The organism is Pedobacter sp. MC2016-14, assembly GCF_020991475.1.
In the GTDB taxonomy this organism is placed as follows: domain Bacteria; phylum Bacteroidota; class Bacteroidia; order Sphingobacteriales; family Sphingobacteriaceae; genus Pedobacter.
The window spans coordinates 1,529,882-1,543,323 of record NZ_JAJMPA010000001.1 but is presented as its reverse complement, the minus strand read 5'-3'; the positions used below and the strand labels follow the sequence as shown (position 1 = coordinate 1,543,323).

Annotated in this window: 8 protein-coding genes; 2 read left to right on the top strand and 6 right to left on the bottom strand. The window is 41.7% G+C overall.

Going from position 1 to position 13,442, the window contains the following annotated elements; genetic code table 11:
- The first annotated feature begins 9 nt into the window (after positions 1–9).
- Positions 10–1,392: a LutB/LldF family L-lactate oxidation iron-sulfur protein gene (locus LPB86_RS06420; protein ID WP_230641922.1), complete on the top strand. Its 1,383-nt coding sequence runs from the start codon at positions 10–12 to the stop codon at positions 1,390–1,392.
- Between the two features lie 102 nt (positions 1,393–1,494).
- Entirely contained in the window at positions 1,495–2,313 is an 819-nt protein-coding gene (locus LPB86_RS06415; RefSeq protein WP_230641920.1) for a hypothetical protein, read from the top strand.
- Here LPB86_RS06415 and LPB86_RS06410 read toward each other — a convergent pair.
- The 6 genes from LPB86_RS06410 to sprA all read right to left on the bottom strand — a co-directional run bounded on the left by LPB86_RS06410 (position 2,259) and on the right by sprA (position 13,439).
- Positions 2,259–2,876, bottom strand: coding sequence for a SprT-like domain-containing protein (locus LPB86_RS06410; protein WP_230641919.1), 618 nt, complete (start codon positions 2,874–2,876; stop codon positions 2,259–2,261). The two genes, LPB86_RS06415 and LPB86_RS06410, sit on opposite strands and share 55 nt — an antisense overlap.
- 19 nt (positions 2,877–2,895) lie before the next feature.
- Positions 2,896–5,013, bottom strand: coding sequence for a ferrous iron transport protein B (gene feoB, locus LPB86_RS06405; RefSeq protein WP_230641917.1), 2,118 nt, complete (start codon positions 5,011–5,013; stop codon positions 2,896–2,898).
- A 2-nt stretch (positions 5,014–5,015) separates the two neighbouring features.
- The gene (locus LPB86_RS06400) at positions 5,016–5,231 is read right to left on the bottom strand and encodes a FeoA family protein (RefSeq protein ID WP_230641915.1); all 216 of its coding nucleotides are present in this window, start codon (positions 5,229–5,231) and stop codon (positions 5,016–5,018) included.
- 183 nt (positions 5,232–5,414) lie between these two features.
- Positions 5,415–5,825: a VanZ family protein gene (locus tag LPB86_RS06395; protein ID WP_230641913.1), complete on the bottom strand. Its 411-nt coding sequence runs from the start codon at positions 5,823–5,825 to the stop codon at positions 5,415–5,417.
- A gap of 2 nt (positions 5,826–5,827) precedes the next feature.
- Positions 5,828–6,208: a glycine cleavage system protein GcvH gene (gene gcvH / locus LPB86_RS06390; RefSeq protein ID WP_230641912.1), complete on the bottom strand. Its 381-nt coding sequence runs from the start codon at positions 6,206–6,208 to the stop codon at positions 5,828–5,830.
- A 52-nt stretch (positions 6,209–6,260) separates the two neighbouring features.
- Positions 6,261–13,439: a cell surface protein SprA gene (sprA, locus tag LPB86_RS06385; protein ID WP_370632800.1), complete on the bottom strand. Its 7,179-nt coding sequence runs from the start codon at positions 13,437–13,439 to the stop codon at positions 6,261–6,263.
- Positions 13,440–13,442 lie beyond the last annotated feature (3 nt).

Here is a 13,442-nt window from a genome sequence, read left to right as displayed (position 1 = left end):
TCTTTGAAGATGACAAATACTGCAGAGGATTTTTTGGTAAAGGCTGATGAGAAAGCATTTGATCTGAAACACAGGGAAACCATCAACTATAACATTGGTAAATACAATGTTGCAGTAGAAAGGGGCCTTACAAAATTTGAAAATTTAGAAAACTCTAAAAAGAAAGCGCATACCATTAAATGGCGGGTGATGGAAAATCTGGATAAGTATCTACCAGAATTTGAAGCCAATTTTCAGCGCCGGGGCGGAAAAGTTATTTGGGCAAATGACGCCGAAGAAGCCCAGCGCGAAATCCTCAACATCATCAATAGAAATGGTGGAAAAAAGGTAATCAAATCCAAATCTATGACCACTGAAGAAATCCATGTAAATGAATTTCTTGAAAAGAATGGCATAGAATCTCTTGAAAGCGACTTGGGCGAATACATCGTACAGCTGCTGGGTGAGGCTCCTTATCATATTGTTACACCGGCGATGCACCTGAGTAAGCAGGACATTGCCAAACTTTTTCATGAACGCTTTGGTACTGCAATTGATGCCAGCCCTGAAGTACTGGTGCAAAAAGCAAGGGAATTGCTTCGGGAGAAATATTTAAGCGCAGACATTGGTATTACTGGTGGCAACTTTTTAATTGCCGACACCGGAAGCATTGCCTTGACAGAAAATGAAGGTAATGCCCGGTTATGTACTACCTTTCCGAAAATTCACATTGCCATTGTTGGCATTGAAAAGGTAATCCCTTCAATGGCTGATCTTGACCTCTTCTGGCCTTTGCTGGCCAGTCATGGTACCGGACAAAACTTAACGGTATACAATTCTATTTTAAGCGGCCCAAGACAGGCGGGTGAGACTGACGGGCCTGAAGAGATGTACGTGATTTTACTGGATAATGGACGCACCAATTTGCTGGCGCAGAAAGAACAGCGCCAGGGATTGTACTGCATCCGCTGTGGCGCATGTTTAAATGCCTGTCCGGTTTATAAAAACATAGGCGGACATACCTACAATACTACCTACAGCGGCCCTATTGGTTCTATCATTACACCACATTTAAAGGGCATGCAGGAGTTTAAACACCTGAGTTATGCTTCTAGTTTATGCGGCAAATGTTCTGAAGTCTGTCCTGTAAAAATCGACATTCACAAAATGTTGCTGCTTAACAGGCGCGATGCTGTACAGCAAGAAGAGAACAGCAAAGCGGAGAACATAGGCTGGAAACTCTGGAAATATGGAATGCTGAAACGTTCCAGAATGGACGGATTTGGTGGAAAAGTGAAGAATTTCTTTTTAAAATTCCTGTTCAGCAAGGTCTGGGGCAAGCACCGGGCAATGCCCAAAGTTGCACCTAAATCTTTTTCCAAACTTTGGGAAGAGGGTAAAAAGCCCGAATAATAAAAAAGCGCTGCAAGCCCTCCCAATTCATTGGCACGATAATAGCCTAGCTATTTGAAATTCTACGCCCCTGTTATGAGATCTTGCTTCCTAATATTATCAGTGCTCCTTAGCACCGTTTTTAGTTGTACCTTTAAATCAGACCATCCGCAGGCTGATCTAATTGATGGCGCTGTTACAGGCTTAAATAGTGCTAAAATTAGTGCATTTGCAACTTACATGAATACCAACATCAGCACATTTAATAAGCAATATAGCCTTGTTTATATGTTAGGTGATAATTCTTTATACGTAGAAAAGTTTACAGATACCAAAAATAATAAGGTTTACTATGAACATGTAAACAACGGTTCTGCAAGCAGTATGTTAAACAAATATTATTTTCAGAATGATAGTTTGGTACTGGTAGAAATCAGCAACAGGCAAAACACCTCTAACAGCGGTACAACTAACACAGACAACAATGAAGAAGGTAATCTATTTAGAGACACCAGGATCTTCTTAAGGAACAATACACTTTTTAAAAAGGAGAGCAGAACAGCTTCTTCTGCGGTTGCCCTCAGCGCACTCCCCTACTTAGCCGTAAATTCTGATAAACAGGCAGAAGAAGAACATTACTTTGAAAAAATAAAGATCCTTGATGATGCCATCTTCCAAAAAAATAAATTTGAGATGGTTTTTGATAACATTACCACCTATCCGGATTCACGATTTCTAACCTTAAAAAGCAAAATTCAAAACAGCTATACCGCCAGCATATTGATCAATCAAACTAATGGGTTTATAGATAGCTTGCTACACTATCCATCTGTTTTTAAAGATGAAAGGCTAAATTTTAAATGGAAAGTAAAGGATAACGAGGCGGTTTATGTTCCCGAAACTTCGAATACCAGTACTTCTGCAAGCGGGTTAAAAAGGTAGATTTTGCCATTGTCAAGGCAGGTACACCGGTATCTTTTCCTTAACCGGGCGCCTTTCTTAAACCTGCGACCATCTTTAATGCTAAAAACAGCGTGCTCAGCCAATTCTTCCAGGCGGGAATGACCGCTTTTATCATCATATCTTTTTAAGGTCCTGGCCAGCTTTAAATCTGTACAACTGGAAGCAGAAGGATTGCCGAGGTAGGTAACAATAGCTTGCTGTACATCGGCCGGAAAAACCTGCTGTTCTAAAAAAGGATTCATCATCCTTTTAAAATTAACCTTCCATTCTGTACCATGAGGTTTAACCTTATTTTTATAATCGTTCCAGGTTAACAGATGGGCGAACTCATGCACTGTAGTTACTAGAAAAGCATAGGGGTTGAGGTTATTGTTTACAGAAATTTTGTGCCCTTCGCCCTTGTAAGGATGACGGTAATCACCAAGTTTTGTAGCCCTGTTTTTCGATATCTTAAACTCGCACTGAAAGTAATCTATCCATTTTGCAATTACCGGAGCTGCCGTTGCGGGCATGTATTGTGCTAAAATATTAACTTTCTCCACAGATACTAAGTTAGCGAATTTACTTTAAAAGCTGAAATGCGATTAAACTGGCCACATAAGCTAAAACTGTCATGTATGCGAGCTGGATCATCGGCCACTTCCAGGTTTTAGTTTCCCTGTACACTACCGCCACAGTGCTCATACACTGCATCGCAAACGCATAAAATAACATGAGCGAAAGGCCGGTTGCAAAAGTAAATACGGGCAGTCCGGTATCCGGATTAACAGCCGCACGCATTTTATCCCTTATGGTGCTGCTTTCCTCGTCTCCTCCATCCACACTATAAATGGTAGCCATTGTGCCTACAAAAGCCTCGCGGGCAGCAAAAGAGGTAACTAACGCAATGCCAATTTTCCAGTCAAAACCAAGGGGCTTAATTACGGGTTCAATAACATGTCCCAACACACCGGCATACGAGTTCTCAAGCTTTTCTGCAGCCTTATCTCGCTCCAGCGTACTGATTGCCGTACTGTCGCGGCCAGCTTCAATAGCCTGATATTTCTGCTCTATTTTTTCAAAACGCGCCGGAGGTCCATAAGAAGCCAATACCCACAGCACAATAGAAATGGCAACAATTACCTTTCCGGCCTCAAAAACAAAAGTCTTTGATTTCTCGTACATGGTAAACAGCACATTACTCCAGCGTGGCATCCGGTATACCGGAAGTTCCATAATAAAGTAAGATTTCTCTTTGGCCTTAATGATAAATTTCATGACTAACGCCACCAATACCGCTGCTACAACACTAATGAGGTACATGCCCATTAAAGTGAGCCCCTGTAAATTGATAAAGCCGAGAACAGTTTTTTCGGGGATAATTAAAGAGATCAGCAAGGTATATACCGGCAAACGGGCAGAACAGCTCACCAGTGGTACCACCATAATGGTAATGATACGGTCTTTCCAGCTTTCAATTGTCCGCGCACTCATGATGGATGGAACAGCGCAGGCTAGACTCCCAATCATGGGCACCACAGATTTACCACTTAAACCAAACTTACGCATGATTTTATCCATCATAAAGGTTACCCTTGCCATATAGCCGGTATCTTCAAGAATAGAGATAAAAGCAAACAAGATGGCAATTTGGGGAATAAAGATGACCACCCCCCCCAGTCCGGCCACAATCCCGTCCAGCAATAAATTGGTCAGTAAGCCCTCGGGAAGATACTGGTGCCCGGTATCAGTTAGCCAGGCAAATCCCGATTCTATAAGTTCCATTGGGTAAGACGACCAGGAAAAAATAGAGTTAAAGATGAAAAACAGAATCGCCAGAAAAATTAAAAATCCAGCATATTTATTGGTCAGTACCCTATCCAGTTTATCGCTAAAAGCGAACTTCTTTACCGCTCCGGTATCTACAATTACCCCGCTAAGTACGGTGCTTAGGTACCTGTATCTTGCAATGGTTTCTGCACCCTGCAATTTAGAAGACTCAAAATGGTGTTCAATTTTAATCGCTTCAAGGTCCTGATGAACCGAAGCTAAAGGTAGATTAAGATGCTCATGCTGGTGTAAAAGTTGCAGGGCATAGTAATCATTTTCTGTACCCAACTTCAGTTTTGCAGTAGCAATTGCCTCTGGTGCCAATACCGTTACGTCAGTTCCGGTTACCTGTGTAGCCAGCGTTGTTGCATTGTTTATAGCCGATCTTAAGCCTTCAAGCCCTTCATTGCTTCTGGCAGAAATGGCTACAATCTGTATACCCAAACGGCTGGAAAGCAAATCTACATTAATGTCAATGCCCTCCTTCTTAGCCATGTCTGTCATGTTTAGGGCAAGGATAACTGGCAAGCCCAGATCTGCCACCTGCGAATACAAGAGCAGGTTTCTCCTTAAGTTCGTGGCATCGGCAACAAGTACAATCAGGTCAGGATATGCCGGATTTTTAGCATCGGCCAGCACCTGAAAAACAATGCTTTCGTCTTTACTTTTAGGATATAAACTGTAGGTACCAGGAAGGTCAATAATTTCAGCCTGTTTTCCCGAAGCCAGTTTACAATAACCTACCTTTTTATCAACAGTAATACCAGGAAAGTTCCCAATCTTTTGATTTAAACCGGTAAGTAAATTAAAAAGTGTCGATTTACCTGTGTTGGGGTTACCAACTAATGCAATTTTAAGATCAGCCGCCAAATTTATTGTATTATAATAACAGAAGCCTCTTGTTTCCTTAAACAGAGCTGGTAACCAGCTACACGAATGGTTATTGGACAACCCAGGGGCGCAAAACGTTCCACTTCTACTACCTCGCCGGGCAGGCAACCCATTTCCATTAATTTAACAGACATTTCCAGATCTGTAAATGATACGATGGTGCCTTGTTCTCCCGGATTTAACTGTGAAAGTTTCATGTTGTGAATTAGAGTGCTAAACTACCCATTATCTATAATAAATCCAAATAATAGGAGCTCTACCACTAAACCCGCGATACCAGATTAGAATGCACCGTCATGCTTACTTTAGGGCAGTCACAACCTTTTCTAAAAATACCACAGCCGCTTAAGCCGCCCAGTACCACAATCGCCAGAAGTAAATTAAATTTTGTTTTCATGAAAATCAAACTTGTGGAGTAACATATAACTAAAAATACCCATCATTACGCCAAACATGTCACAGGCAAAATCCCACCATTCGGCACCACGGTAATCAAAAAATGCAAGTTGCATCAGTTCAATACCACCGCCCAAACCTGCTGTAATCAGGATAATTTTAAAGATCGTTAATTTTCTGAAACTATAATTGTGCTTACTGCGGATCCTGCCAAAAAACAGGAGGATAGTGAGCACAAAAAAGAAGCCCAGGTGTACCATTTTATCAAATCCAGCAAAAAAAAAGCCGGCAGACCCATCGGATGCCGGCATTTTTATACTGCAAAGTATAAGGATAAACACAGTCCAGGCAATAGCCCAGCCCTGAGACTTAAGAGATGCAGTGAGGCGGCTCAAAATTAAGCGCCTACTAAAGCTTTATATGCATCTGCCGAAAGCAAGCCATCCAGGTCAGCTGCATCAGCCAATGTTACCTTTACCATCCATCCTTTTCCATAAGGATCAGAGTTCACAAGTTCAGGATTATCCTGCAATTCAGCATTAATTTCTAAGACAGTAGAAGTAACCGGCATAAACAAATCAGAAACCGTTTTAACAGCCTCTACCGTTCCAAATACTTCGTCTTTGGCAACTTCTTCACCAACAGTATTGATGTCTATATAAACAATATCACCAAGCTCGCGTTGCGCAAATTCAGTAATACCAATATAAACTTCTTCACCTGCTACTTTAACCCACTCGTGGTCTTTTGTGTATTTTAATTCTACTGGAAAATTCATCGTTTTTTTATTTGATTGCCAAATGTAAATAATATCGTGCTTTATACCAATCCTAATTCAACGTAATCCGCAAACTAAATCCAAAATTACTAAATGAAGTATTGAAAGACTGCGAGGTATATGGCTTGGTAATGTTTGAATCGTAAAATAGTTTGATATTGAAACGCTGATTTAGGATATAATCTACACTTGGCCTCAAAGTAATATTTTTAGCCCCCGAAGAAACCTCTGCATCTTCCACATCGGCACGGTAAATCACCGTTTTATTGTCCCTTACCGCAACATCAAGCTTAAAGTCCATGTTGTTGTCCATTCTTACCTGCTTAAATAAGCCAAAAGGGAAACGGAACTTGGTGGTACGATAGCCGAAACCAAATACCATATTGTTTTCTGTTAACTGCGCCAGCTGACTGTTTGACAAACTTAAGCCCAGTAACCTGGTTTTGCCAATTTCAAAATTGGCGGTCAGGTTATTTTTAAGCCTGGTATCTATACCAATCAGTGGCGAAAACTGTTCTGCAATGGTAACCTGAGAATACTGATAAGCAGGCATAAAATCATTATTTACATCTCTGCTGGCGGCAAAACCATCAGTTTCCTGATACCTGATGAGTGAGTTGAAACTGTTGATGCTGTATACCGAACGGTAAGAATGGCGCAGATCTATAGATTTAAAGGTTTCCTGCACAAAAGCCATTCTGGATAGGCCACTGTAATTGATCCGCCAGTTGGGCAAAGGAATTTTAGGCATGGAATTTAAGCTGCTTTTTGAAGCATCCTTACCAGAATAGGCCGCAAGGAAGGCCGCTACCACCACATCCTGAGAGGTTTTATTATAGCCATCAGCAAATCCTCCTGTTACACCAGAAGAATTTGGATTTAAACCGCCTAAACGTCTTGATATCACCTGCCTGTTGTCCATAAACTGATTAAAAAGCTGAGATACTGTACTACCGTTCTTGTCTGAAAAAGCAGTCCCAATACTGATAAATGAAATGCTATAATCACCAGTGGTATATGGACTAAAATTGGTAAAACCACCTGTACTGGCATCGTACCTAAAATTGGTAGAATAGTTTAAAGTCCGGTTTTTATTGGCTGTCAAGGTTATCCTCAAATCTTTTAAAGGTTCAACAGTACCTGTTAAACTCAAATCTTCACGCAGGGTATTGATATACAACTGCGATTGCAATGTATCTGTAGTGAGCCAGTTGCTGCTCAATGCCATCTCTCTAATGTCGCGCTGACTTCCAAACACAAAACCAAGCCCTGGTGCACCAGTGATGTCATCTATCCCAAAGTAGGTTGTTTTCGGCAAATAGCCCGGTAAAAATGTACCTTTTGTTTGGGTAAAGGCAGCGTTTATGTTTTTAACACTGGTTAATAATCCAACAAAGAAAGCCGATCCACCACCACCCTCTTCTCCACTGGCATTAGCCCTTTTCACAAATCCAAACTTGTTGTACAACCCGGCCATATTTAAAGTTGGGTTAACCTGTATGGTCCTCGCATTTTGAATGGTGTTGCCTAAATTGATGTTAGGATCACGCAAGGTAGAAAGCGGCTCTGTCTGCCAGTTAAAATTTGTACCGTAACGCGTAGCCACACTTACCCAGTCCAGACCCGGAATTTTATTAACCGGCAAGGTATAGGTAATGTTCATGTTGTGGTTATAATCTGTAGTACGGCCCAAACGTTTCAGGTTTTGCCAAACCGTATCTCTTTTCATCCCTTCAATCCTACCATCCGGCTCGTCAATGATGGAATAGTTTGTGGCATCAAAATCCAATGTAAGTGATTTGCTCAGGTTCCATGAAATGCCATATACCCGGGTAATGAGGAAGTTTTTATTAAAGGTCGTATTTACAGGAATGTAGTTGCCCGGATCATTGTTTCTCAGGCTGTTTTCAGAATAGTAACGGTCTACATCTATCCTGAAATTGATAGCACTTGGTAGCAAGCTAAAATTGATGTCTTTCAGTAGCGCAAGCAAGTTAGATTTAATCAGCTTGTCAAAAGGCTGATAACTTCTTTGCAGGTTACTATAATTATAGGCCAAAGAGGCGCGGTACGTTTGCTGTAGTGTATTCTCATTGATGAAATCGCGGTGAGAGAATTTTGTATAGGCGTAACTGGCACTTAAATTCTCAACATCCCATAACTTTACCTTCTGTTCCGGATCTGTACGCTCTTTATGCACATTGGTAAAGTTAATGCTATTGCGTGTGGTATAATCCTGGGCATAGTTCAGGATGGCCTTTTTCTCTTCTTTAGTGGCTTCATCCAATGCCCTTTTCAATTCAATATCCGGCATCATTGGATTGTATTGAGGTGTACTAATCTGGCTTGAATAACTCACAAACATCGGTATTTTAATCCCGCTTTTTTTAGGGAAAAACTTACCAAGTTCCATGCTAGATGAGATATCAAAAAGCTGGTTGTCTGAACGGTTTCTTTCACTAACCCTGGTATCCAGCGAACCAAAACCAATGGTAGATTTACTTCCCGAAATGTTCACATCAGCAAAGTCAGCCAATTTAGCGCTTACCCTTGCCGTAGCCGCCCAGCCGCCGCGTTCATCAAATTCCGTTAGCCTGAGTTCGTTGAACCAAATGATGGCACTTTTATCAAAACCATCATCTGCCGCAGGATTACTGGTATTGCGGTATGGGTTCTTAACCCCCAGCATATAAACCCGCACCTTACTCATATCCGGTTGCCCTTTAATGGTAATGGTCCTGTCGCCATCAGCATACACAAAAGGAATGTTAATTGGCCAGGCAGCACCGGTGGATGTAGTAGCCTTATTACGTGCAATTTTTGCATTCTGAAAAAGTTCCAGCTCAATATCCATTTTATTGGCATCAGGCCAAATGGCATAAGGATTACTGGTATTGGGTTGCGTAACCATCAATGGCTGCGAATATTCATAATAATTGTCCTGGTTGTCTGTACCAATCCTTAAAAAGGCCTGCAGGTCCCGGTCATTCAATACCGTATTGCCAAGCGCTTCTGCGTGGATAAACATTTCCAAACGTTTATAAGACCTGAAATCGTTAAAGGCAGTCTTAAAAGCGGCTCTTCCATATCCATCCCTAAGGTTCCTTACGGTTACAGAAAGGGACTGCTCATTTTGACGGGTATCTCCCCTGTAATTGCTAAAATCACGCTCTCTTAAAATACCTGGAGGCAATACATAAGGGATGGGGGTACGTTTTCCATTTTCTTCAATGTTTACAGTAGCCACCTCGATAATGGAATTGTCTGATGCCGCAGGTTGAAGTGCGGGATCTACAATCACCTGCGCAGGATCATTTGTGGTATTGTATTGTCTCCACTCTCCCCTTACCAACTGAATTTTTGCAAACCTCAGTATGGTAGTATCGGCATAATTGGTTAAAAACATCCTTAAATATCGGATGGATTTAAAATCCTGGATATTTCCAACTTTATTCCTGTTATTATCTGCAAGGGGGATACGGATTTGGTACCAGGTTACCGGTTGGGTAGCACCATTGGCCAGTTTCACTTGAGATACAATTTTATCTGTTACGTAATTTTTACCCACTTCCAAATCTGCCGGACGCATAGAAACCTTGTACTGAAAGTACTCATCGCTTTGCGTCATGTTGTTATCACGGTTCACATCCTCACCATCAGGCAATGAAGTAGAGGCCGAGTTTTCTACACCAAAATCTTCCTGAGATTGCTGAGGCGTCCTGGAGTTTCCTTCCGTACCGTTGTAGTTTTGGTACCTTCTTAAAATTCCGGCCCGCATTTGGTCTAAAGCCGTACCTCTAAAATAACTGTAGTCATCAGATGAAGGATCATTGTCAAATTCTGCTGCCGCATCAGGATTTAGCTGCGCCTTAATCTGGTTAAGGATAATAGCAAACTTAGCCCTTTCCTGTGCGCTTGATAAACCATCTAAACCAACGTCCTGAACTCGTCTTGCATCCGGGCTGTTGTCAAAAGCCTGAACTACCGGCTGCAGTTTAGGTACCCGCCCCCAGTTGGTTTCGTCGTATTTGGTTGGATCTCCATCTGTGGGCAATCCATTTTCCAAAGATTTACGACCGTCTTTCAAAATGTCTTCAGAGATATTACCTAAGTTAAAATACAAATCTCCACCAGCAGAGTTTGGTTTGTAAATATTAGGGTCCATTACCCAAAGCTCAATAAACTCAATGTTCAGCGCTTCAAAATCATTAGTTTCTATTCTTCTGAACAAACCACCCCAACGGTTGCGTGGCAAGGTCAGTTTACCATCAGGCGTAAATCCAGTGGTTGTATAATTATAAGGACCACGGATGTTTGGATAAAAAGCCACATCTAAAGTTGGCAGTGTAATCGCTTGTCCGGTTGCCGTTTCTTTAAAAGGAAATACTTCTTGCTCAATAATCTCCCTTACATAGTGGTTAGACAGTTGCGCACGGTCGTTTTTTAGGTAATCTGGTATGTTACTTCCTGTTCTGTTGTAAAATGAAGGGTCAATATTGTAAAATGCAATTTTCGCCCTGTTGTAGCCATAGGCAAGATCATTAATCAGGCTAGATTCGGTAAACATTTGCGGTGTTCCCGAAAGCTGCCATGAAATTGCGCTTTTTAAGTCAATTACAGAGCGTGACGCTTCAAAATCGTCCAGGTAACTTGTGCCCCCTTTACTACCATCTGCGTTTAGCGCACTTGGGTGTCCCGGCACCAATTGTGCATACTCTCCGGAAAACGTAATACTTGAAGGTACTTTAGTAGAAATAAAGGGTAGTTTATCTACCATTTTTGTTAAAAATCTGGAAGAGGAGCTGTAGTTTAAATCCAAACCAAACATGGTATTTGAAATCGGTTCTTCACCAATATTTACCTTAGCCGTTAGTGGCTTCTCCGTCAGGTTCATATAGGTGGCACCAATATTCAGCTTGTTGTTTACCCGGTAGTCAAAGCGTGTACCAAATAAAGACCGTTGCTGGAGACCAAAAAGCTCATTGTTTTCTGTAGTAATCCTTATCGGCTGACCAGAAGTAAGCAAGCCGGTATTTAAAATTTTTACCCTGCCGCCCTGATAATCTACGGTATAGTCTGTCCCTTCAGATAGCGGTATGGTTCCCGCAAAAACCTTTACAGAACCTTCCGGAACGTTAATGGAATTAAGGCTAAACTCTGAGGCAACTTCAGACTGATAGGATCCCTTAATCACGTACCTGTTTTGATTGGTAAACAATTGCTGTGCAATTACCTTGGTAGAGTCATATAGTGCCGTAAAGGTGTACTTATCAATCAGGTTTTGCTGATTGGTAAACTTGGCTGCCAAATCCCTACCAAAAGGCTCCACCACCGGAAATATAATTCTTCCGTTCAGCGGGTCTATGGTAATGTAGCTATTGCGTATGTTAGAAGCAAAGGCAGAGAGACTGGCGTTTGAATTTGTTGAGGTAGAATTTAAGGCCGATGCTACAGCAGCAGCCGAGCTGCCACTGCTGCCAAATGGATTATTCTCTACCTCAAAGTCAAAAACACCATCTGGTTTACGCTCCTTCTGCTGATTTAACCGATCTACGCTGGTGAGGTCTATCCAGAGTTTATTTTTAACACTGTCCATTCCCTCCGTTAACACAGGGCGTTCAATGCCGCTTTCATTATCTATGCGAAAGATATCTAGCTTAAAGTTCTGCTGACTGATCTGATAACCACCAATAGAATAGATATTTTTCATCATCAAATCCCAGGTTGGCAGGTTTACCTTGGTCGTTTCATTTTTCAGCAATTTCGCAAACAACACTTTTGGTGCCGCCTGGTCAAAAGACTGATCAGTAGAAAACTCACCCACCTGGTATTCCACCCCATTAAATGTATAGCGATAAGCCACAGCCAATACCTCATCAGCATTCAAAGCATTGTTTAATGAAAGATACCCCAGTTTGGCATGAAAGGTATATTCCTTATCTGCCAGCTTGCGTGCATAGGTTAGCTTGGCAAAATTGTCTGTTCCACCATAAGGCTGAAAATAGGCAATAACCGAATTGGAATTGGTAGATCTCGCATCGGCAGGAATCTGTGTCAATAAGTTATTAGAGGCCCGGGGCGATAAAGGCGAGGTAAATCCCGAAGGTAGTGCAGAATATCCGGCACCTCCCGTTATCTGAGTGGTATTGTAAGGCGTATTTTCACCCAGGTCAATAAAGCCCAAAACGTCTCTGGAATCAGTGGTATTACCTGTTTTATTGGTAATCCAAACCTCTATTTTGGTTACAATTACGCCAGTGGTTACCGTCGGCGGATTACTTAAGGCTTTGTTGTAGTTATTGCGGAAATACTGGGCTAAAAAGTAATGCTTATTGGCCTCGTAATTATCTCCACTCAGGCGAAATTCATTTTGTTGCGCACCGTTGTTAATTTTGATTTCCCTTGATTGCGACTTTTGTTGCGAGAACACACTGGTCACGTTCAGTTTCCCAAACTGCAATTGGGTTTTAATCCCAAAAAGGGCCTGTGTACCAGTAATCAATGCTGTATTTAAAGGCAAACTTACATTACCAGCCTCAATTTTTTTAATGATATCATCCGCGCCACCTGTATAGTCCAGTTTAATCTGGTTCTCAAAATCAAACTGCGCCTCGGTATTGTAATTCATGTTGATTTTCAACTTGGTACCAATGTTACCGACTACATCCATCTGAATGCGCTGATTAAAATCAAAATTACTTTGCACTCGCTGGTTTTCGTTAAATAGCGGGTTTTCATTTTTATTGATGCGCCCTAAGAAGGTGAGTTCGGCTTCTCCCCTTGGCTGAATATCTATGGTGGTACCCCCAAAAATCCTTTCAAATGCCCTGCTGTTGATTTGCAAACTCGGAATGACCCCGGTTTTCCTTACATCGTCAATTTCAGAATTGGAAAGCATCCTCCAGTTGTCGCGCTTAATTTCGCTATTCAGCAAACGCTGATATTCTTCAACAGTAAGGTATTGGGGCTGGGTATAAAAGCGGTCGCCAATACGCTCCCTAATGCTGTACCTTTTATTTACGGCATCGTATTCTACAATGCGGTGCATATTATCTGGCAGCGGGGCAAAAGGATTGGTATATGGCCGGATGCCAAGCAGCTGTTTTTCCCTTAAACTAAAAGAATTTTTTGCCGTATCCGTTACCGATCGCGGATTTCTGACCTGCGAAAAAGCCCCTAAACCGCAAAATAAACATAAGAGAAAAATAAATAGCGTAAATGTGTTTCTCAAAGG